General features: G+C 54.0%; 20 protein-coding genes. 9 read left to right on the top strand and 11 right to left on the bottom strand.

Translation table 11 applies throughout. From position 1 onward, the window contains the following. The first annotated feature begins 307 nt into the window (after positions 1 to 307). The 3 genes from panC to M0D42_RS01920 are packed head-to-tail and all read left to right on the top strand — an operon-like array spanning position 308 to position 2732. Positions 308 to 1147, top strand: coding sequence for a pantoate--beta-alanine ligase (gene panC / locus M0D42_RS01930; RefSeq protein ID WP_265019930.1), 840 nt, complete (start codon positions 308 to 310; stop codon positions 1145 to 1147). After that, a complete protein-coding gene (gene panB, locus M0D42_RS01925) occupies positions 1144 to 1953 on the top strand; it encodes a 3-methyl-2-oxobutanoate hydroxymethyltransferase (RefSeq protein WP_265019929.1) in 810 nt (269 codons plus the stop codon). The genes panC and panB overlap by 4 nt, the downstream gene beginning before the upstream one ends. Positions 1954 to 2012: 59 nt before the next feature. After that, a complete protein-coding gene (locus M0D42_RS01920) occupies positions 2013 to 2732 on the top strand; it encodes a hypothetical protein (protein ID WP_265019928.1) in 720 nt (239 codons plus the stop codon). A gap of 20 nt (positions 2733 to 2752) precedes the next feature. Here the strand turns inward: M0D42_RS01920 and M0D42_RS01915 are convergent, their stop codons facing one another. Further along, a complete protein-coding gene (locus M0D42_RS01915; protein ID WP_419195954.1) occupies positions 2753 to 3274 on the bottom strand; it encodes an SH3 domain-containing protein in 522 nt (173 codons plus the stop codon). A 100-nt stretch (positions 3275 to 3374) separates the two neighbouring features. Between M0D42_RS01915 and M0D42_RS01910 the strand changes: the two genes are divergently transcribed. Next, a complete protein-coding gene (locus M0D42_RS01910) occupies positions 3375 to 4361 on the top strand; it encodes a 2-hydroxyacid dehydrogenase (protein ID WP_265019927.1) in 987 nt (328 codons plus the stop codon). Between the two features lie 90 nt (positions 4362 to 4451). Continuing rightward, positions 4452 to 5075, top strand: coding sequence for a LysE family translocator (locus M0D42_RS01905; protein ID WP_265019926.1), 624 nt, complete (start codon positions 4452 to 4454; stop codon positions 5073 to 5075). Here M0D42_RS01905 and M0D42_RS01900 read toward each other — a convergent pair. Continuing rightward, on the bottom strand, positions 5064 to 5594 hold the full coding sequence (locus M0D42_RS01900) for a DUF1772 domain-containing protein (protein ID WP_265019925.1): 531 nt from the start codon (positions 5592 to 5594) through the stop codon (positions 5064 to 5066). The genes M0D42_RS01905 and M0D42_RS01900 overlap by 12 nt on opposite strands. Positions 5595 to 5685: 91 nt before the next feature. On the opposite strand from M0D42_RS01900, the gene M0D42_RS01895 reads away from it, so the two are divergent. Beyond that, complete coding sequence (locus M0D42_RS01895) at positions 5686 to 6288, top strand: TetR/AcrR family transcriptional regulator (RefSeq protein ID WP_265019924.1); 603 nt, start codon at positions 5686 to 5688, stop codon at positions 6286 to 6288. Here the strand turns inward: M0D42_RS01895 and rpe are convergent. Further along, positions 6285 to 6965, bottom strand: coding sequence for a ribulose-phosphate 3-epimerase (gene rpe, locus M0D42_RS01890; protein WP_265019923.1), 681 nt, complete (start codon positions 6963 to 6965; stop codon positions 6285 to 6287). The genes M0D42_RS01895 and rpe overlap by 4 nt on opposite strands. A gap of 276 nt (positions 6966 to 7241) precedes the next feature. Continuing rightward, positions 7242 to 7862 carry a hypothetical protein gene (locus tag M0D42_RS01885; RefSeq protein WP_265019922.1) on the bottom strand — a complete coding sequence of 207 codons (621 nt, stop codon included), beginning with the start codon at positions 7860 to 7862 and terminating at the stop codon, positions 7242 to 7244. A 90-nt stretch (positions 7863 to 7952) separates the two neighbouring features. Here M0D42_RS01885 and M0D42_RS01880 point away from each other — a divergent pair, with 90 nt between their 5' ends. Beyond that, positions 7953 to 8177, top strand: a complete 225-nt coding sequence (locus M0D42_RS01880) for a DUF1127 domain-containing protein (protein ID WP_265019921.1) — start codon at positions 7953 to 7955, stop codon at positions 8175 to 8177. Positions 8178 to 8256: 79 nt separating this feature from the next. On the opposite strand, the gene ilvD is transcribed toward M0D42_RS01880, so the two are convergent. The 7 genes from ilvD to M0D42_RS01845 form a co-directional block, all read right to left on the bottom strand. After that, positions 8257 to 10110 (bottom strand): dihydroxy-acid dehydratase, encoded by a 1854-nt coding sequence (gene ilvD / locus M0D42_RS01875; protein WP_265019920.1) that lies wholly within the window; start codon positions 10108 to 10110, stop codon positions 8257 to 8259. A 132-nt stretch (positions 10111 to 10242) separates the two neighbouring features. Next, positions 10243 to 10890, bottom strand: a complete 648-nt coding sequence (eda, locus tag M0D42_RS01870; protein WP_265019919.1) for a bifunctional 4-hydroxy-2-oxoglutarate aldolase/2-dehydro-3-deoxy-phosphogluconate aldolase — start codon at positions 10888 to 10890, stop codon at positions 10243 to 10245. A 4-nt stretch (positions 10891 to 10894) separates the two neighbouring features. Beyond that, the gene (gene edd, locus M0D42_RS01865; RefSeq protein ID WP_265019918.1) at positions 10895 to 12703 is read right to left on the bottom strand and encodes a phosphogluconate dehydratase; all 1809 of its coding nucleotides are present in this window, start codon (positions 12701 to 12703) and stop codon (positions 10895 to 10897) included. A gap of 25 nt (positions 12704 to 12728) precedes the next feature. Continuing rightward, a complete protein-coding gene (zwf, locus tag M0D42_RS01860; RefSeq protein ID WP_265019917.1) occupies positions 12729 to 14168 on the bottom strand; it encodes a glucose-6-phosphate dehydrogenase in 1440 nt (479 codons plus the stop codon). 287 nt (positions 14169 to 14455) lie between these two features. Next, the gene (locus M0D42_RS01855; RefSeq protein ID WP_265019916.1) at positions 14456 to 15775 is read right to left on the bottom strand and encodes a mannitol dehydrogenase family protein; all 1320 of its coding nucleotides are present in this window, start codon (positions 15773 to 15775) and stop codon (positions 14456 to 14458) included. Positions 15776 to 15778: 3 nt separating this feature from the next. Next, positions 15779 to 17155: a glucuronate isomerase gene (uxaC, locus tag M0D42_RS01850; RefSeq protein ID WP_265019915.1), complete on the bottom strand. Its 1377-nt coding sequence runs from the start codon at positions 17153 to 17155 to the stop codon at positions 15779 to 15781. Positions 17156 to 17202: 47 nt separating this feature from the next. Then, the gene (locus M0D42_RS01845; protein WP_265019914.1) at positions 17203 to 17931 is read right to left on the bottom strand and encodes a GntR family transcriptional regulator; all 729 of its coding nucleotides are present in this window, start codon (positions 17929 to 17931) and stop codon (positions 17203 to 17205) included. A 225-nt stretch (positions 17932 to 18156) separates the two neighbouring features. On the opposite strand from M0D42_RS01845, the gene M0D42_RS01840 reads away from it, so the two are divergent. Beyond that, the gene (locus M0D42_RS01840; protein ID WP_265019913.1) at positions 18157 to 19170 is read left to right on the top strand and encodes a Gfo/Idh/MocA family protein; all 1014 of its coding nucleotides are present in this window, start codon (positions 18157 to 18159) and stop codon (positions 19168 to 19170) included. Between the two features lie 402 nt (positions 19171 to 19572). Continuing rightward, positions 19573 to 20643, top strand: coding sequence for a Gfo/Idh/MocA family protein (locus tag M0D42_RS01835; RefSeq protein ID WP_265019912.1), 1071 nt, complete (start codon positions 19573 to 19575; stop codon positions 20641 to 20643). Positions 20644 to 20647: the final 4 nt, after the last annotated feature.

Here is a 20647-nt window from a genome sequence, read left to right as displayed (position 1 = left end):
TCAACGTGTCTACCAATACGGGTGCAGCTTCGGGCACTAAGTATGCAAGATCCTCACCCTTGTCGCTATGTGCATTGAAGACGGCGTAGCCGACTAAAGACAGACAAGCGAACATCATGGGTAAAACGCGGCGCATACTAGGCAAACTCCTTTAGACTTTTAAAGCATTGCAAAACAAATTGCCGGAATTCTGAGGGAATTTTGCCGAAATCATGACAAATCACGTGACGACACAATTTGTGGCAAGCCTTGCCGCAGCGCAGAATATTTTGTTACACCTCAGCAAATGACTTCAGGGAGCCTATCAATGCAGGTTGTCCGTACGATCGCTGACTGTCGCAGCGCCGTGAAATCCTATCGTAAAGCCGGAGAAACTCTGGGCTTGGTCCCCACCATGGGCTTCTTGCACGCTGGCCATATGGAATTGGTGGCAGCTGCCAAGGCCCGCGCTGACCGGGTCGCGGTGACGATTTTCGTAAACCCTACCCAATTTGGAGAAGCTGCAGATCTAGACAGCTATCCCCGCGACGAAGCGCGCGATTTGGCCATGTTACGAGAAGCTGGCGTTGACCTGGTGCTGATCCCTGAGGTCATCGACGTTTATCCAGATGGTGATGAGACCATCGTGGAAACAACGCGCATGGCCAACATTTTGCATGGCGAAGTGCGCCCCGGTCACTTCCGGGGTGTGACCACCGTCGTGGCGCGGCTCTTCAACTTTGTGCAGCCTGACTTCGCGGCCTTCGGTGAAAAAGACTATCAACAGCTCCAGATCATCAAGCGCATGACGCGCGATCTGGCCTTTCCAATCGACATCATTGGCGTTCCGATCGTCCGCGAAGCAGATGGTCTTGCCATGTCCTCCCGCAATGTTCGCCTTGGTGCTGAGGACCGAAAAGCTGCACTGGTGCTCTCGCGGTCTCTGGATGCAGTGGAGGCGCTGGATGATAAAAGCGTCGAGGCTCTTCGCAAAACAATATCCAACACAATCAACGCCGAGCCTCGCGCCACTTTGCGCGGTCTCGACATCGTAGAGGCAGAATCGCTGGCTGAACTCAGCGGCCCTCTGACCTCCCCCGCCGCCATTATGCTTTCTGCGGAATTCGGCGGTGTCCTTCTGCTAGATCAAAGGGTCATTACACCATGAGCAAGCAAGTCAAAATCCGCCGCACAACCGTGCCAGAAATCGCTGCCCGTAAAGGCGGCGAGCCGATTGTGTCGCTGACAAGCTACCACGCGCATACAGCGGCCATCGTCGACAAATACGCGGATTTCATTTTGGTGGGTGACAGCCTTGGCATGGTCATGCACGGCATGGAAAGCACTGTAGGTGTACCGCTTGATCTAATGATCATGCACGGCAAAGCCGTTGTCCGAGGTACCGAAAAAGCGCTGATCGTTGTGGATATGCCCTTTGGCACCTATGAAGAAAGCCCAGCTGTGGCCTTCAGAAACGCGGCCAAAATCATGAAAGAAACCAGCTGTGGCGCGGTGAAACTCGAAGGTGGCAAACGCATGGCCGAGACCATCCACTTCTTGGTGGAGCGCGGCATACCTGTCATGGCGCATATTGGACTAACACCGCAAAGCTCTCACGTGATGGGTGGTTTCAAAACCCAGGGCCGCGATAAAGACGGCTGGGACGCAATCATCGAAGACGCAAAGGCCGTTGCTGAGGCAGGTGCCTTTTCAGTTGTGGTTGAAGGCGTCGTCGAAGAGCTCGCCAATAAAATCACTGAGACCTGTCCGATCCCGACAATCGGCATCGGCGCATCAGCACAATGCGATGGCCAAATCCTCGTTCTGGAAGACATGCTAGGGTTGAACGAATGGACACCGAAGTTCGTTAAGGTCTACGGCGATCTTGGCCCAGCGATTGAACGCGCTGTGTCAGAATATGCAGAAGACGTGAAAACTCGGGCCTTCCCAACCGAAAAAGAAGTCTATAAATAACAGAAGCATAATCACAGGGGCCCGCCAACTCGGGCCCTTTTCTTTGCTAAGGTTATTTTATGCTAAGTTATTTCCTGCGCACCGTACCGGTCTGGCGCATTTTCTGGCTTTATGTCGTTATAGTTGTGCTACTAATATCGGCACTGATGGGTTATCTTCTAATAATCGCCGACACCACCGACATCGCAAAAACCCGAATGTATGCGCAGACCGCACGTATCGTCTTGGCTGGTTTGTTGGTCGTTTATCTCTACCAACTGCTTGAAGGCATCCGCGCAGCAGCATCCTATAATCGGCATCCGTCGCTTTGGAGCTACCTTGCGATGGCAATCACAGGCCTCTTGATCCCTGTCGTTGGCCACTTCGCCTATGACCCCTGGCACTACAAGCATATGGTGCTGAATGGCATTTCAAGCATCCCTCCGTCCGAGGAACTGCTTGCAGAGGTAGACACGGTTCAATCAAGCCTTCCGCGGAAGCTCTCCAAAACCATGGCGATTGAAAGCGCGGTATTGGATAAGCGCGATTTGGTTTTTGAAGTAAACGCTAAGGGCAGACTGGGTGATGCCGGTGCGCCGATAGCAGAGAGCAAACTCTGGACAATGCTCACCAAGGACAACCAATATTGCGACGAGTTGAAGCCTGTTTTTGAACAAGGACTTTGGACTGCGGTCTACGAAGTTCGGTATGACGATTCCACGTTTTTTGCACGTCTTACACCGGAACAATGTGCGGAAAACTACGAACACGAATATCTAAGAGTGAAGAAACGCTTCTGATCCCTTCTTCGGAAGGCGAGTCACTTGCGAATTTCTTTTGGGCCCACACCCCAAATATCAGATTTGCGGGCCCAACCTTTGTACCCACCTGCAGAAATGCGGCACCACTCAGGGTCGCATTTCCCAAGGTGGGCGACAACGCCCAGCTCTAACTGCGCCACCATAGGCGTATTCGGCTCTGGACGCATATTCAATGGCAGCATATCTGCCTGCACGATCACGGTGCGATTGCCCGACAACAGTGAATAATGCACCCAGCCGCCAGCACCATCTCGGTCCTGCACCCGACGCCAGTGACCATGTTCAGCAGTCACGACCAAAGGCATATCCCGTCGTTTGAAGATCCAATCGATGCGGTGTGTCAAAGACGGTCCGCGACGCACATTAGCTTTCGCTGCTTTCAGACTGACATATCGCGGCATAGGAAGATTGGTTACCGGGCCGCGCTTGGTCTCTGCCATTGCCGCACCCGCCATTGCGAAAACCGCAATCGCCGCCGCCAATACGCCAGAAATCGAACGCCTGCTCTTCCCCGAAACCATTTGTCTGCTCATAAAATTGCGCGGGGGTTCTTGTGCCCCGTCATTCTGTGAGGCACTGTGCCAGCAACGCTCTGATTTGGAAAGAACCCCGAGGTACCATATGGCAAAGCAGCGTCTGAGTGTTGTCGTTACGCGACGGTTGCCGGCCCCGGTCGAAGCACGCCTTGCAGAGCTGTTTGATGTCACGCTGCGCGAAGACGAAACCCAGATGTCGCGCGAAGAGCTGCTTGATACGGTTGGCAAGGCAAATGTCCTGATCAGCAATTTGAATGATCGCATTGATCAAGAGGTCATCGCCAGAGCTGGCCCTCAGCTGAAATTGATCGCCAACTACGGTGCAGGCGTGGACCATATCGAAGTTGAAGAAGCGCGTGCCAAAGGTATCACTGTCACCAACACGCCAGGGGTTATGACAGAAGATACGGCCGATATGGCCATGGCTCTGATCCTTGCGGTCACCCGACGCATTCCAGAAGGCCTTGCTCAGATGGAACGCGGCAAGTGGGCGGGGTGGTCTCCGAGTGCAATGCTTGGTGGACGCGTTGGCGGGCGCAAACTCGGCATTCTCGGCATGGGTCGCATTGGACGCGCAGTTGCACAACGTGCCCGCGCCTTTGGTATGGAAGTGCACTATCACAACCGGCGCCGCCTGCACCCAGGGATCGAAGAGCAATTTGAGGCGACTTATTGGGAAAGCCTCGATCAAATGCTGGCACGGATGGACGTTTTGTCGATCAACTGCCCGCATACACCTGCAACCTACCACCTTGTGAACGCACGCCGCCTTAAACTCATGAAACCGGGCGCTGTCATTGTGAACACGTCCCGCGGCGAAGTGGTCGATGAAGTTGCACTCACGCGTGCGCTCAAATCGGGCGACATTGGTGGCGCAGGTCTCGACGTTTATGAAGGCGGCGAAGAGATGGCCGCTGAGCTGCGCAGTCTCGGCAATGTGGTGATGTTGCCTCATATGGGCTCTGCGACTTTGGAATGTCGGATCGAGATGGGTGAGAAAGTCATCTTGAACATCAAGACATTTGAAGACGGCCATCGCCCACCGGATCTTGTACTGCCTGAAATGGCCTAAATTGGTCTGCCCAATTGCGCAAGAATTGGGTCGCGACACAGGTCCACATACGGCATAGTCTGAGCACTTCAATACTCACCGAGGTGTGCAATGACAATTGAAACCTATCTCGTATTCCTGATTACAACAGCAGTGGTGTGTTTCACCCCCGGTGCTGCTGCGATCACTGTGGCCTCTCAAGGTGCGGCAAATGGAGGGCGAAAAGCCTTCGCTGGGGTAGTTGGAATTGCGAGCGCGAATGTCATTTATTTCATACTTTCAGGCACCGGCATCGCCTCTCTTATTGTCGCCTCCAACCTCTTGTTTCAAATCATCAAATGGGTGGGCGTTGCCTATCTGCTTTGGCTAGGTGTCACTGCGATATTCAGCGCGAATGGACCGATCAAAGTGTCTCCAAGTCGCACATCAAAATCGACGAAAAAGCTTTATGTTCAAGGGTTTGTCATTGAATTTGCGAACCCCAAAGCACTGATGTATTTCGCGGCGATCCTACCCCAGTTCTTGAACCCAGAGATGCCGATCCTGCCGCAGATCTTGATCATGGGTGTCACAACGCTGGCGATCGATCTTATGTCATACACTGCTTATGGCTTTCTCGGCGACCGCATTGCCGCCGGTGGGTTACGAAAGTGGGTTGTTGGGTTGATCAACAAATCCGCAGGTGCCGCTCTGATCTTTGCAGGCATTCGAATGGCCAGCGTTTCAGCCCGCTAGAGACAAGCGCGAAGCGCCCTTCTCCCTTGATGAGTAGGCAAAGACTCCGGCCAGTGCCAAAACGAACGCCAGGCCGGATGTGATGGTCCGCGTGATGTTCCACACCTGCCATTTGCTGGAGTAGGCCTCCCAGATGGCTTTCGCTTCTTCTATGCTCTCTGGCACCTCAACCAGCGCTAACGTTTCATTCATGGGAACATTCACGCGCATGGTCAGCACCAGCCCTAAGAAAAAGTAAACGCATCCTGCCGCTGCAAATAGCAACGCGCTGCGTTGAGATTCCTGTCTCCAAACGAGTGTTGCTGCGACCCAAAGCGCAAAGGGTGTCCCAAAAAATGCTGGTGCGAAGACAGCGTTCCGCACAGAGCCGTTCATGGCCTGCATGGCCTTTATCGCGACGCGCGGATCGGTACCATCCAACCCCCACATCGTTGAACACACCCAGGCATAGAAAAACCCAAATATCGCCGCGCTCAACAGCAGCGCGATGCCGATGGTTACTTTCGTCAAATATCTCATGATCAAATCTCCATTTTCCGTACAGAAGTATACGCCTTGCCAATATCCGTATCGATGTGTACGGATATTGCAACAAGAATTTTGGGGTACGATGAGAAAACAAAAGAAACAGGAACGGCACGCGGCGATTGTCGAAGCGGCCTACGCGCTCTTATCGGAGAAGGGCTATGCAGGTGCGTCGATGCTGAACATCGCAAAAGCTGCAAAGGCTTCAAATGAAACACTTTATCGCTGGTATGGGGACAAGACCGGGCTCTTTGAGGCTATGGTGCGCGATAACGCATCTGAAACAGAGGTTTTGCTCCGCGCGGCGCTCAAAGGTGATGAAAATCCCCTGCAAGCCCTGCAAAAAATATCGCCCATATTCTTGGAAATGCTGCTTGGGGAGCGTGCGATTCTGCTTAATCGGGCAGCGGCCTCTGACCCTACGGGTATCCTCGGAGAAGCGATATCCAAAGGCGGGCGTGATGTGATTCAACCGCTCTTCCTTGGCCTTATCCAAGCCACTGGAAAAGTATCAGAAGAACAGCTGGGCGCTATGACCCGAACATTTGTGCATCTGTTGATTGGGGATCACCAAATCAAACGCGTGATTGGCGTGATGCCTCCACCGAGATCTGATGAGGTCAAGGCGCAGTGCGCCTTGGCCCTGGAGCAATTTGAGATCGTGCTAGAAGCGCAGTCCAGTGCTTAAAGCACAGAAGCTTTGATCGCACGAATGTTCTCACCGTAAGGCGCAGGGTTATCAACGCTGCCACCTTTGAACACCGCAGAGCCAGCGACAAGCACGTCTGCACCCGCTGCAGCCATCAATGGCGCGGTCTCTGGTGTGATGCCACCGTCGATTTCGATATGGATCGGGCGATCACCGATCATCGCACGCAGCTTTTTGACCTTGTCGACTTGGCTGTGGATGAACTTTTGGCCGCCAAAGCCTGGGTTCACTGTCATCACACAAATCAGATCCACCATATCCAGCAGGTATTCGATGTCTTCGATACCTGTGCCCGGGTTCAGCGCCAGACCAGCCTTGCACCCTGCCCCGCGAATGGCCTGCAGCGTGCGGTGAATGTGTGGGCCGGCTTCAAGGTGTGCTGTCATCACATCTGCACCCGCGTCTGCAAAGGCTTGGATGTAGGGATCAACCGGAGAGATCATCAGGTGCACATCCATCACAGTGTTGATGTGCTTGCGGATCGCAGCACAGAGCGGTGGGCCGAAGGTCAGGTTTGGCACGAAATGGCCATCCATGACGTCCACGTGAATCCAATCTGCACCCTGCGCCTCAACGGCTTCGATCTCTTTACCGAAGTTGGCAAAGTCTGCGGATAGTATGGACGGGGCGATTTTGACGGAACGGTCGAAACTCATGGCGGGATCCTCGGGCCTTTGATTCGTTGGCGGGAAAATGCGCTGAAACCTACCCAGTTGCAATGAAACCGAATTAATTGACGCTTAATTGAGCATTTAAGAGCAAATTGCCGCATTGCAGCATTTTCCAGCAGGGAATTTACTCAATCTGTCATGTTTGGCCACTAAGCTTGCTGCAAATCAAGGTTGATTGAGCCATGACACGAAAGTTTGCCTTGGAAAAACCTGCCATAGAGGCCGCGCGAAATTTAAACGAAGTAGAATTCCCAAACGGGCCTATGCCCACAGAAAGTAAAGGACGATCCAGATGAATTTGCTTGTTGATCCCGTCAGCGCCACCGTCGCTGGATGGCAATTTTTTGGAAAAACAGTCGAACAGCAACTGCGCGTGGGGATGGTACTCAACCAAGCGCTATGGGCGCCTTTCATTGCAACGCCAACTGTGGCTAAGTCGCCCGCACCAAAGTCTGCTCCTGATTTCACAAGCCAACGTGTTGCAGGCAACGCCTCGAAACCTAAGCGGGCAGCGCGCAAAACAGCGGCGAAGCCCAAAGTCGCAATTGTTAAGGATGCTGTAAAACCTGCACCAGCTCCTAAACCCAAAACCGCAGCCAAGCCCAAGGCCGCCGAAACCGCTGCCGCACCAAAACCGGCCGTGACACCAAAGAAAGAAAAAGCACCGAAACCGGTCGAGGTGAAACCAGCCTCAAAAGCCGTAGAACCAGCAAAAACGGTAGCTCCAAAGCCCCCTGTTGCCAAAGCAGCGTCCCCGAAACCGACACCAAAATCAAAGGAGGCTGAAGCGACCGCGCGCCGCAGAACACGCCAACCGTCCACACCGCCAGCGATGCCTGAAACGCCTAAAAAATAGGCCGTTACGAATTGCATCCGGCGCATAACGGCTATTCGGGAGGAGACCTTCCTCCTCCCGAACTCAGGGAGTAAGTTGGTGTCAGGGAGGGACAAACCAGTTATGGAGACTGTCCCATGGCAACTGTAGCACTGCAATCCGGCGTAGGCTTTTCTGTTCTTCGCCTTCTCATGAAACCCTTCGCTGCTATCGGCCACTTCATGGTGGTTCTCGCTGAATCCAGCGACCGCATGCAACGCGTTCAAGCGCTGAACGAGATGACTGACGAGCAACTGGCGAAAAAGGGCCTCAAGCGCGAAGACATCGTTCGCCACATCTTTGCAGATCACATGGGTCTGTAAGAACAAATTTCCTAATTACAAAAAAGGGCGCTTTGGATGTCTCCGAAGCGCCCTTTTGTTATGCCTTAGAGAAGAAGACTTATTCGTCTTCTTCATCGATCATGCGCACCGCACCAAGTGAAGCGTTCGCAACGTGCGCCGCATAGACTTTCAGTGCTTTGGAAACCGCGCGAGGACGGCCTTCGGCTTTCCAGAATTTCTTATCGGCCTGCGGGTGGTTTGCACGACGCTGGGCTAGCTCTTCTTCGCTCACATCTAGGTGGATCGTACGGTTTGGTACGGAAATCTTAATCTTATCGCCGTCTTCTACCAATCCGATCACGCCTTTCTCTGCCGCCTCAGGGGAGGCGTGGCCAATCGACAGACCTGCTGTGCCGCCAGAGAAGCGGCCATCTGTGAGAAGCGCACAGGTTGTGTCGAGCTTTTTGGATTTCAGATACGCTGTTGGGTAGAGCATTTCTTGCATACCCGGCCCGCCTTTTGGGCCTTCGTAGCGGATAACAACGACGGAATAGGGTTTCACTTCGTTCTGCAAGATGCCGTGCATGGCGTCTTCCATGGATTCAAAGACTTTCGCGGTGCCTTCGAATTCATACATCTCTTTGATGACCCCTGCGGTTTTCAGGATACAGCCCTGTTCGGCGATGTTGCCGAACAAGACGCACAGGCCGCCCTCTTCGGAATAGGCGTTTTTGAAGTCGCGCACGCAGCCGTCTTCGATATCCAGATCAAGCTCTGTATACATACGGGATTGGCTGAAGGCCTGCGTGGTGCGCACACCACCCGGAGCCGCAATGAACAGGTCATGCGCTTCATTGCCCGCGCTTTCGCGACGCACGTCCCATTTGTCGATGAACTCGCCCATGGTGCGTTCGTGCACTGTGGCCACTTCACGGTGGATTTTACCCTCGCGGTCAAGCTCACCCAGAATACGCGCAATGCCGCCTGCGCGGTGCACATCTTCCATGTGGTACTTCGGCGTGGACGGCGCGACTTTACACAGGTGCGGGATTTCACGGCTTAGACGGTCCATGTCGGCCATGGTGAAGTCAACTTCGCCCTCATGGGCAATCGCCAACAGGTGGAGAACCGTGTTGGTGGAGCCACCCATCGCAATGTCGAGCGCCATGGCATTCTCGAAGGCTTTGAAGTTTGCAATGCCACGTGGCAACGCAGTCTCATCGCCTTCCTTGTACCAACGGTCACAAAGTTCGATGATCTTGTGACCCGCTTCTTTGAACAGGCCTTCGCGCTTGGAGTGTGTCGCCAGCAAAGAGCCGTTGCCCGGCAGCGCCAGACCCAGCGCTTCCGCGAGGCAGTTCATGGAGTTCGCTGTGAACATACCGGAGCAAGAGCCACAGGTTGGGCAAGCGGAGCGTTCCAGCTTCTCAACTTCTTCTTCGCTGCGATCTTCATCGGTCGCACCCACGATAGCGGTTACGAGGTCGGCCTTTTGCTCGCCGTCCTTCAGGATCACCTTGCCCGCTTCCATAGGGCCACCGGATACAAACACCGCTGGGATATTGAGGCGCATCGCGGCCATCAGCATGCCCGGGGTGATCTTGTCACAGTTCGAAATACATACCAGCGCGTCAGCGCAATGGGCATTTGCCATGTATTCTACAGAGTCAGCGATGACTTCGCGGGACGGCAGGGAATAGAGCATCCCGTCGTGGCCCATGGCGATACCGTCGTCCACAGCAATGGTGTTCATCTCTTTCGCAACACCACCCGCCTTTTCGATTTCGCGCGCGACCAGCTGGCCCATATCTTTTAGGTGCACGTGACCCGGCACGAATTCGGTGAAGGAGTTGACGACAGCGACAATCGGCTTTCCAAAGTCCTCGGTTTTCATCCCAGTCGCGCGCCATAGGGCACGAGCGGCGGCCATGCGGCGGCCGAAGGTAGATGTTTTGGAACGAAGATCTGGCATGTCGCTATCCTCTGAAACTTAGCTGATCAGGTCTGGCTCCATCGGGTGCCACCCAAATGAAGGATTTGCAAGTGAAATGGGGTGGAATCTTGCGAATCCTACCCCATTTTTGAAATGTTTTTTGGAAAGGACTTAGCGTGGCAGCTGGCTTGCTTCGCGCGCCAGCTCTTCGATCGCTTTCCAATCGCCTTTCTGAACCAGGTCAGAAGGCGCAACCCAGCTTCCGCCAGCGCAGACAACATTTGTTAAAGACAGGTAGCTATCCGCATTGCCGGGGCTGACGCCACCGGTTGGGCAGAATGAAATCTGTGGAAGAGGTGCACCGATGGCTTTCAGCGCAGGAGCGCCACCGTTTGCTTCAGCGGGGAAGAACTTCAACATAGTATAGCCACGTTCCAGCATCTTCATTGCTTCAGAAGAGGTCGCGACCCCCGGCAGCGTTGGCAGATCTTCGGCTTCACATGCATCCAGCAATCTGTCTGTCGCACCCGGTGAGACGCCAAATTTCGCACCTGCGTCTTTGGCAGCTTTCACATCGGCTGGTGTGAGCAAAGTGCCCGCACCTACAACACCACCTTCAACCTTTGCCATTTCGCGGATCACATCCAAGGCGGCAGGGGTGCGTAGGGTGACCTCAAGCGCAGGCAGACCACCGGCGACCAAGGCTTCTGCCAGAGGGCGGGCGTGTGCCACGTCATGAACCACTAGAACTGGGACAATTGGGGCAAGTTCGCAGATTTCACGGGCAGCAGCGCTGGCCTGTGCTGGGGTGATGGTCATCTCTTCAGACTCCGAAAACTGATGCGCCGCTGTCGGCTGAACCGACGGAAGCGCGGAAGGCTTGGAACAATTCGCGACCAACACCGGCTTCATTGCCGCTGAGGTCCGCTGTGGCTGGTTTACGATCTAAAACACCACTTGTTAAAATCTCGAGCGCACCTTTCAGGGCGTCCACGCGCACAATATCTCCATCCTGCAGATATGCAATCGGACCACCATCGAGCGCTTCGGGGCAGACATGGATCGCAGAGGGCACTTTACCTGATGCGCCAGACATGCGCCCGTCGGTGACCATCGCCACCTTCTGGCCGCGGCCCTGCATGATTTGCAGGAATGGCGTTAGGCTGTGCAATTCAGGCATGCCATTGGCCTTTGGACCTTGGAAACGCACAACGATGATGACGTCCTCGGTCAGCTCGCCTGCTTTGAACGCCGTTTTGGCTTCCTCCTGGTCGTGGAACACTCGCACGGGTGCCTCGACGACACGATGTTCTGGGGCAACGGCCGAGATTTTCATGACACCGGTGCCAAGATTGCCCGTCAGATGCGAGAGGCCGCCGTTTTCTTGGAATGGATCACTCAAGGGCCGCACGATTTTTTCGTTCAGAGAGACTTTGGTGCCCGGACGCCAAGTCAGGCCATCGTCACCAAGGAATGGCTCTGAGGTGTAATTCTCCAGCCCCTCACCCGCGACGGTTTTGGTGTCTGGATGCAGCATGCCGCCGTTCAGGAGTTCGCCGATCAGATAGCCGAGGCCGCCCGCAGCGTGGAAGTGATTCACATCCGCAAGGCCGTTTGGGTAGACCCGTGCAAGTAGAGGTACTGTTTCGGAAATATCCGCAAAATCCTGCCAGTCCAGAATGATACCGCCGGCGCGCGCCATCGCGAGCAGGTGGATCAGCAGGTTTGTGGAGCCGCCAGTCACCATCAGGCCAACGATACCATTCACGAAAGCCTTCTCATCAAGGATATCGCAGGTTGGGGTGTAGTTGTTACCAAGTGCAGACAACGACAACGCACGTAACGCACCCTCTTTCGTCAGCTCATCACGCAACTCGGTGTTTGGGGTTACAAAGGACGAGCCTGGCAGGTGCAGGCCCATGAATTCCATCAGCATTTGGTTGGTATTGGCTGTTCCGTAGAAGGTACAGGTGCCCGGACCATGGTATGCGGCCATCTCAGAGGCCATCAACTTGTCGCGGCCACATTCGCCTTTGGCAAACTCCTGACGGACTTTCGCCTTGTCGTCATTAGTGATGCCGCTGGTCATTGGACCGGCTGGAACAAAAACCGCTGGCAAGTGGCCAAAGGCCTGCGCGCCGATCACCAGACCCGGCACGATCTTATCGCAAACACCCAGGTAGACCGCTGCATCATAGACATTGTGGCTGAGCGCGACGCCTGTCGCCATGGCGATCACATCGCGTGAAAAGAGGCTCAGTTCCATACCTGCCTCACCCTGCGTAACACCATCACACATGGCAGGCACGCCGCCCGCGACCTGCGCGGTCCCACCAGAAGCGCGTACGGCGTCGCGGATCAGGGTTGGGTAGCGCTCAAACGGCTGGTGGGCTGAGAGCATATCATTGTAGGCCGTCACGATACCCAGATTGCCTGCGGTTTTCGTCGCTAGAGCATCTTGGTCAACCCCTGCTCCGGCATAGGCATGTGCCTGACCTGAACAGGACAGATGCGCCCGGCTTGGGCCTTTGGATTGGGCCGCAGCCATGCGGTCCAGATACGGGCGTCGCGTCGCTTCGCTGCGGGCGATAATCCGGTCGGTGACGGCTTTTAGGGTGGCATTCAACGTCATTGTCGAGCTTCCTATCTAACGCGCGTTAAGCGCCAATTGAGCGCCAGCGGCGCCCGTCTTTGTGCATCAAAAGCAGCGCATCCTCTGGGCCAGCGCTGCCCACGTCATATTGCTGCGGTTTCATATTGCGGTCAGTCCAACTTGCGATAATTGGATCAGCCCAAGCCCATGCGCTTTCGACTTCATCGCCGCGCATAAAGAGCGTTTGATCGCCTCGGATCACATCCATAATCAACCGCTCATATGCGTCTTGTGGCTTGGCGGAATCCTTGAGGCTGTCAGCAAAGGTCATATCGAGCGATGCCTCGGTCAGGCGCATGCCACCCGGCCCAGGGTCCTTGATGGTCGTGTGGAGCGTCATGCCCTCATCGGGCTGTAGTCGGATGACCAGCACATTGCCTTGCGGGGTTTCTGTCCCCGGAAAGATCATGTGCGGCGGATTGCGGAAGAAGACAGCGATTTCAGAGACACGTTCCCGCAGACACTTGCCCGTGCGCAGGTAAAACGGCGTTCCCGCCCAGCGCCAGTTGGCAACCTCGACCTTCATCGCGATGAAGCTTTCGGTTGTCGAATTGGGATCACCGGCGTGCTCTTTATAGCTGCCCTGCTCTCCTGCGGCGCGATATTGTCCTCGTGCGATATTTTCGACAGGCACCGGTTCCAAAGCTTCGATGATCTTCAGCTTTTCGTTGCGAACGGCATTGGGTGTGAATTTGGATGGGGGCTCCATCGCCGTCAGACACAGCAGCTGCATCAGGTGGTTCTGAACCATATCACGCATGGCGCCAGATTGATCGTAATACTCGCCCGGCCCCTCTACAGAGAGGCTTTCTGCTACTGTGATTTGTACATGGTCAATCTGGGAGGAGTTCCAAAGCGGCTCAAACAACGAATTGGCAAAGCGCAAAGCCATCAGGTTTTGCACAGTTTCTTTGCCCAAATAGTGGTCGATGCGGTAGATTTGATGCTCTTGAAAACACTCCCGTAATTCAGCGTTTAGTGCTTTGGCTGAGTCAAGGTCATGACCGAATGGCTTTTCAACCACGATCCGGCTGTCAGGCGTGGCAATGCCAAACTGTTCCAAACGCCTGGCGATCGCTCCGAAGAAGCTGGGGGCAACCGACAGATAGAAAGCGCGGACCGTATCAGAGCGCACTACATCCGCCAGCACCTGCCAGCCTCGCTCCCCTTTGGCATCCAAAGAAATATACTCGACCCGGGTGAGAAACGCATCGAGCTGTGCGTCATCAATCTCAGGATCTTTGATGGCTTTGCGCACAATGTCGCGGAATTTTTCTGTCTCATGGTCTGAACGGGAGACTCCAAGAATACGGCTATTCTCGTCAAACTGCCCGGCCACGAAACGATGGAACAGACCCGGCCATATTTTCCGGCGCGCGAGATCGCCCGTGGCTCCGAATAGAACCAAGTCAAAAGCGTTCACAGGAATAACGCGTGAAACCATTTTCTTTCCTCTAACGATCCCAAAGTTTTTGCTCGGGACGTATCACATGGCATATCTAGCCTTAGCCTCGCGGCCACTTTGGTCATCTTCGGTTTGGGATATACCCAAGTTTATCATCTCAGAGCTCGAAAAACGACTCATGAATGATAGCGCTAACATAAATTGAGACATAATCTATGCAAGTTTTATTTTGCATCCGAAAAATATCTGAAGTGCGCAGCGTTTGATCCGCCTTAGTGGACCAATGAGACAATAAGAATGGGTTAAGTTCTACTCAGCCAACACTCTTAAGCGTGAAGCCAGGATTGAGCGCTTTCTACCAACTCCTGAGCTTCAAACGGACAGGTGCCTACCCAATTCATGTCCCTCAAAACCTTTCTGTAAAGGCCCTGTTCGGGCTCTCTCTTGAAAAGAAGCGCGTTGATTTCATTGGCTCTGGGGTCAGCAGTAATTGCATTTTTGTGGCAAAACGCCAGCCAACTGCCCACCGCGAGGCTGAGTGCGGAGCTTTCTGAACCAGCAGATTTACGATCAGTCGCCGTTCCAAAAATCCGTACCGGAAGTTTCAAAGTTCCATCGGCTGCAATCTGTCGTAACTCGTGGCGAATTGCAGGAACTTCAAAGCGGGCCACAAGCGCGTCACAATAGGCTTTACAACTTTCCTGAATGGAAACGGGCAAGGTTTCTATGGCCTCGGCCCAAAGTGATTCAACATGATCTCGGAGAACTGGATCACTGATCGCCTCATGCACAAAATCATGCCCGCGCAAGACGCCTCCGTAGGCGAGTAGGCTGTGAGAGGCGTTCAAAAGCCGCAGTTTTCGCGCCTCAAAGGGGGCTACCTCCTTTGAGAAAACAGCGCCAACCGCATCCCAATCAGGTCGGCCTGCTGCGAAGTGATCTTCGATAACCCACTCTGAGAAGGTTTCGGTTATGACCGGCACGGGTTCTCTCCGACCAGTGACATCTGCGATTTCCTCACGCGTCATGTCGGTGGTTGCTGGTGTGATCCGATCAACCATTGTGTCAGGGAAAGTGACCCTGCTTTCCAGATATTCAGACATGTTCCACCCTGCAGCCTGGGCAAAATCCATCACGGCTTGGCGTAAAAGCTGCCCATTGCCCGATAAATTATCGCAGCTCATGACCGTTATCGGCTCATTGATTTTCGACCGTAATTTCAATCCGTGAGCAAGGATACCAACGCTGCTTTTGGGACTATCCGAATTGAGATCCGTCTGAATGACAGGATCATCCAATTTAAGCCGCCCATCTGCATTGAGCCCATAACCTTTTTCAGTAACGGTCAATGACAGGATTTTAGTTTCTGGTTCGGCAATCTCGCGAATGACGGACTGGGGGTCTTCGCGAGCCACCAGCAGCCGGTCATGCACTGTGATGGCTTGAACCCGGAGCCCGTCCACTCCGCGCAGACCAAGAGAATAACTAAATCCGTCTGGACTTAGTGCGTCTCTCAGGTCCGGGCGGCTCATGGACACGCCGGTGATCGCCCACTGCGTGCCACCTAGGTCATTGCTAAGCTGCGTGTACCATGCCTGATGCGCACGGTGAAAATTACCAAATCCCAAATGCACGATGCGTGGCATGTTTTAGTCCTCCAACCGGTAGGCATCAATTGCCAGATCGCGTGTGAGCAAAGGTGCCAGACGGCGGGCATCGTTCAGACCGAAGACTCCCCGCTCCACTTGATCGTTCAAGTGCAAGCTCACACCGCGTCTCCAGAGGTCATGGCGGGCGGGGATAGACAGGAAGGCGCGCGTATCGTCGTTGAAACCTGCGAGGTTCCAGTAACCGGCTGTCTCGACAACATTATCAAAGTAGCGCCGAATTCCATTGGCGCTGTCATGGAACCACCACGGGGGGCCAAGGCGCATGCACGGCCAATGCCCCGCCATTGGAGCCAATTCGCGAGCATAAGTGCTTTCATCCAGCGTGAAGGCCAGCAACCGGAAATTAGGATGATTTCCAACTCGGTTCAGGAGCGCATCCAATCCACGCACCCAATCGATTGCGATGGGAATATCAGCGCCCTTATCGGGGCCGAACTTAGCGAGCACTTCATGATTTGTAGAGCGCATAGACCCGGCGTGAACTTGCATTACCATGCCGTCATCGGCAGACATCTGCGCCATCTCGATCAGCATGTGACCGTAATATTGCAGTGCCTCATCTTCTGAGAGTGCTCCTTCAATCGCCTTTCCATGCAATGTTTCAATTTCTGCACGGGCCAACCACCCCGTCATAAGAAAGGGAACATCATGATCTGTGGCCGTCGCTCCGAGGCTTCTGAAGAAAGCACGACGCTTTTCGATGGCAGTTAGGAAGCCAGCGAAGGTCGCCGTGTCCTCACCCGTCATATCTCCGAGACGCACGATGTTATCGGCGTGCCCCGGGCGCAGCGGGTTTAGAATGTCATCCGGGCGGAACGTTGGGATCACACTGCCCTGCCAGCCCGAGGAACGCATTGCAGCGTGGGCGTCTAAACTATCTAAGGCACCGTCAGTTGTCGCCAGAACTTCGATATTCAAAGCCTCCATGGCCTCTCGCGGGCGGAACACTTTTTCTGTGAGCTTCGCGGCGATCTGATCATAGACAAGGTCCGTTGTTTCGGCGGAGAGAACCTCTTTGATTCCAAGCGTTTTGCGGAGCGTATATTCGATCCAAGCGCGACTTGGCGTGCCAAGGAACAAATGCCAATGTGATGCAAACAATCGGAAAATCTCGCGTGGATCACGTTTGTCCTCAGGCACACCGATCCCCAAATCTTCTAGTGCGACTCCCTGACTATACAGCATGCGGAAAACGTAATGATCTGGTGTCACCAACAGTGTTGCTGGGTCGGGGAATGGGGCATTCTCACTGAACCAAGAGGGATCGCAATGCCCGTGCGGAGAGACAATGGCGATATCCTTGATCTCTTCGTAGAGCGTGGCGGCGATCTTGGGCAGTTCGGGGCGACCTGACATCGGCAACAATCCTGTCGGCTTGGAAGGTATGGGAATCCGTCCGTGGTTTAGTCAAAATACTCTTTGTGGCGCAGCATGAGGTCTGCCAAAACATCCAGAATGGTCCGAAAATGCAGTTGCGCTTTCTCAGTCGCACCCGCTTCGTCCTGAGCCACGATAGCCTCAAAGATATCTTTATGCTCAGCATACAGCTGTGCGTGGTGGCCTTTGGTTCTGAGGGACAAACCGCGCAGGCGATCAAGTTGCAGCTTCTCGCGCTCCAACACCTCAGCGGCGCGCCTGTGGCCTGTGGCATTGGCCATCAGCAGATGGAATTCATCGTCGAGCTTAAAAAACACTGTATCATCAGACGCACCAACCGCCTCAGCCTGCAAGGCGAGGTTGGTTTGAAGCGCGATTTTTGACTCCGAGGTCAATCCCCCGGTGGCCAAATAACGAATATTGGCAAGTTCCAAACCCTCCCGGAGGAATTGCGCTTCCAGAATGCGGGTCGCGCTGAGCTTGGATACAAAATTACCGCGACTTGGAAAGGTATCGATCAAACCGGCTTCGCGCAGCCTGATCAATGCTTCGCGAACCGGAGTGCGACTGGCCCCCAAACGCGCTCCGACCTCAGCCTCGGACACCGCGCTGCTGGGCGGTAATGACATGTCTAAGATGGCGCGCTGCAGTAGGCGATAAATCTGGTCACCGGCGGGCCGTTTGGCATCGATCCTTGAGGCAGGCAATTCAGAAATCGACCCGGAAGGGTTTTTGGAAACTGGCTCAGCCGACATATTATCCCCCAAACTCGCTTAGGCTGTATACCGGTACGCAACAATATTTACAAGCTGTATACCGGTGTGCTACCGCTCCAAATATTCTGGCGCTGCACCAACGGGAGGAGAGTCCGTATGCTTCCGGAAGCAGCAAATCTCGAACGAAGATCGGCACCACAACATTTCCCTCCTCTGAAATCAGCAACAGAAGCTGAACAGGGATCAAAATCATAGGATGCGCACATGAGCACTCCCCTTAAAATCGCCGCACTAGGCTTAGAGCACCGTCACATCTTTGGCATGGCCCAAAACATGATTGATGTGGGGGCAGAGTTTGTTGGCTGGTGGAATGACCGCGACCCTGCGTTGCGCGCCTCGTTTGAAAAACGCTTCCCAGATGTGCCGGAATTCACTGATAAAACAGACATACTGAACAACCCAGACATCGACCTTATCTTGGTCGCCGCAAAGTCATCAGATCGAGCACAATTGGCTATTGAAGCCATGGAAGCTGGCAAAGACGTCATGGCGGACAAACCTGGCTGTACGACGTTGGAGCAACTGCAATCTTTACAGGACTGCGTGGCACGGACAGGGAAAATCTGGACGGTAGACTTCTCAGAACGCTTCGAAGTTGCCAGCGTGACCAAAGCGGCAGAGCTGGTAGCCGAAGGAGCCATTGGACGCGTTATCCAAACGATCGGAATGGGCCCCCACCGGCTGAATAAAGACACTCGACCAGAGTGGTTCTTTGACCGGGAATCCTATGGCGGCATCCTGACTGACATTGCTTCGCATCAGATTGACCAGTTCCTATTCTTTACCGGCTCAACGGATGCCGAAATCACAATGGCAAATGTTGCAAACTATGCGAATCCCTCCTCACCTGGGCTTCAGGATTACGGAGAATTGGCACTGAAAAGCGATAATGGGCACGGATATATTCGGGTTGATTGGTATACCCCTGATGCACTCCCGACCTGGGGTGATGGACGCCTGACAATCCTGGGAACCGAAGGCTATATCGAGTTGCGAAAATATGTTGATGTCGCGGGCTCTGATGGCATTGACCACCTCTTTTTGGTGAACGGGGATCGGTGTGAGAAGATCGATTGTTCTGACGCAGGACTGCCCTACTTCCAACGTCTTGCGAATGATCTTCGAGATCGGACTGAAACAGCGGCCACACAGGCCCATACCTTCAAGACAATGGAATTGAGCATAAAGGCACAGATGCTGGCTGAACAAAGCAAATAGCCCTTTTTTCCTCAAGGTTCGCGTGGGTAATAAAATTACAGCCACGCGAATCTATCTTTACTCATGCAAGTGAATTCAGTGCGTTTCAGTCCCGCCCATTGGCGAGAAAACCTGATACCCATTCGCAAATTGATACACCATTGCTGCACCATATGCATCCATGATACTTTTACCGAGTTGCGGACAACTACAGACGTTGCCTCTGCGCGCAGCAATAAAATAGGGCTACGCCCCCTCAGTTCACTCCAAATGGACTGGACGAGGTGGCTTGATCAAGCTGACACGCCCTTGGTGACGGTGCAAATTGATTAACTCACCGTCAAAAAGCTGAGCCTAAATCTCACATTTTTCTTGCATGAATACCGGTATACTGCATCATTGCCCGCAGGTTATTTTGAACTCATGCTGAATGACGGGGGACATTTGGACGAAGCGAAAAAAATTTCGGTCGCTGTGATCGGAGGGGGAATGGTGTCAAAAACCCACCTCCTTGCCATTGCGGACTCGTCTGATGTTCTGTCCTTGCAGGGTGTTTTCTCGCGCTCAGAAGAAAGCCGAGCTTCATTGGCTACGGATGCTGAAAATATCTGCGGCGGCGGTTTCACTTCCTATGCATCGCTCGATGATCTTTGTGCAGATCCTGATGTTGATTTCGCCATCGTTTTGACCCCACCCAATGCGCGGCTTGAGATCACTCAAAAGCTCGCAGAAGCGGGCAAAGGGATCCTCATGGAGAAGCCCGTCGAGCGTACTGTCGCTTCGGCTGAGAAAATTGTCCAAATCTGTGAAGACGCAGATGTGCCGCTTGGCATCGTATTTCAGCACCGCGTCCGCGCCGCCTCTAAGAAGTTATCAACGCTGATCTCTGAAGGGGCTTTAGGAAATCTGGTATTGGCAGAAGCGGCGGTTCCTTGGTGGCGCGATCAGTCTTATTATGATGAACCTGGCCGTGGCACCTACGCGCGTGACGGTGGCGGCGTTTTAATTTCGCAAGCCATTCACACAATGGACTTGCTGCTAAGTCTGACGGGACCGGTTTCCGAGGTCATGGCAATGGCACACACCACGCCTCTCCACGCCATGGAGTCCGAGGATTACGTGACGGCGTCCTTACGCTTTGAAAATGGAGCGGTTGGCTCACTCATGGCCTCTACTGCCCACTATCCTGGTGATGCCGAGTCCATATCGCTGCACTTTGAAAACGGTGTCGCACATCTGCAGAGTGGCGTGCTGAAAGTCTCTTGGCGCGATGGGCGCGAAGAGGTGTTCGGGGAAACAGCGTCTACCGGCGGTGGTGCGGATCCGATGGCTTTTACACATGAATGGCACCAAGATATCATCTTGGATTTTGCAAAAGGCCTCAAGGAGGGTCGACCGCCTCTGGTGCCGGGGCGCACCGCCCTGCAAGTGCATCAACTGATCGAGGCCATTGTGGCCTCATCAAAAGAAAAACGCGCGATCGCGCTGGCTTAACCCT

Source organism: Cognatishimia activa, from assembly GCF_026016445.1.
GTDB classification, from domain to species: Bacteria; Pseudomonadota; Alphaproteobacteria; order Rhodobacterales; family Rhodobacteraceae; genus Cognatishimia; species Cognatishimia activa_B.
The sequence above is the reverse complement of the archived record's forward strand: the minus strand, read 5'-3'. Positions and strand labels throughout refer to the sequence as shown.

Bases quoted from the DNA above. Each gene is read 5' to 3' on its own strand.
- panC (WP_265019930.1), top strand. From the start codon at position 308: ATGCAGGTTGTCCGTACGATCGCTGACTGTCGCAGCGCCGTGAAATCC.
- panB (WP_265019929.1), top strand. From the start codon at position 1,144: ATGAGCAAGCAAGTCAAAATCCGCCGCACAACCGTGCCAGAAATCGCT.
- M0D42_RS01920 (WP_265019928.1), top strand. From the start codon at position 2,013: ATGCTAAGTTATTTCCTGCGCACCGTACCGGTCTGGCGCATTTTCTGG.
- M0D42_RS01915 (WP_419195954.1), bottom strand. From the start codon at position 3,274: ATGGTTTCGGGGAAGAGCAGGCGTTCGATTTCTGGCGTATTGGCGGCG.
- M0D42_RS01910 (WP_265019927.1), top strand. From the start codon at position 3,375: ATGGCAAAGCAGCGTCTGAGTGTTGTCGTTACGCGACGGTTGCCGGCC.
- M0D42_RS01905 (WP_265019926.1), top strand. From the start codon at position 4,452: ATGACAATTGAAACCTATCTCGTATTCCTGATTACAACAGCAGTGGTG.
- M0D42_RS01900 (WP_265019925.1), bottom strand. From the start codon at position 5,594: ATGAGATATTTGACGAAAGTAACCATCGGCATCGCGCTGCTGTTGAGC.
- M0D42_RS01895 (WP_265019924.1), top strand. From the start codon at position 5,686: ATGAGAAAACAAAAGAAACAGGAACGGCACGCGGCGATTGTCGAAGCG.
- rpe (WP_265019923.1), bottom strand. From the start codon at position 6,965: ATGAGTTTCGACCGTTCCGTCAAAATCGCCCCGTCCATACTATCCGCA.
- M0D42_RS01885 (WP_265019922.1), bottom strand. From the start codon at position 7,862: ATGCGCCGGATGCAATTCGTAACGGCCTATTTTTTAGGCGTTTCAGGC.
- M0D42_RS01880 (WP_265019921.1), top strand. From the start codon at position 7,953: ATGGCAACTGTAGCACTGCAATCCGGCGTAGGCTTTTCTGTTCTTCGC.
- ilvD (WP_265019920.1), bottom strand. From the start codon at position 10,110: ATGCCAGATCTTCGTTCCAAAACATCTACCTTCGGCCGCCGCATGGCC.
- eda (WP_265019919.1), bottom strand. From the start codon at position 10,890: ATGACCATCACCCCAGCACAGGCCAGCGCTGCTGCCCGTGAAATCTGC.
- edd (WP_265019918.1), bottom strand. From the start codon at position 12,703: ATGACGTTGAATGCCACCCTAAAAGCCGTCACCGACCGGATTATCGCC.
- zwf (WP_265019917.1), bottom strand. From the start codon at position 14,168: ATGGTTTCACGCGTTATTCCTGTGAACGCTTTTGACTTGGTTCTATTC.
- M0D42_RS01855 (WP_265019916.1), bottom strand. From the start codon at position 15,775: ATGCCACGCATCGTGCATTTGGGATTTGGTAATTTTCACCGTGCGCAT.
- uxaC (WP_265019915.1), bottom strand. From the start codon at position 17,155: ATGTCAGGTCGCCCCGAACTGCCCAAGATCGCCGCCACGCTCTACGAA.
- M0D42_RS01845 (WP_265019914.1), bottom strand. From the start codon at position 17,931: ATGTCGGCTGAGCCAGTTTCCAAAAACCCTTCCGGGTCGATTTCTGAA.
- M0D42_RS01840 (WP_265019913.1), top strand. From the start codon at position 18,157: ATGAGCACTCCCCTTAAAATCGCCGCACTAGGCTTAGAGCACCGTCAC.
- M0D42_RS01835 (WP_265019912.1), top strand. From the start codon at position 19,573: ATGCTGAATGACGGGGGACATTTGGACGAAGCGAAAAAAATTTCGGTC.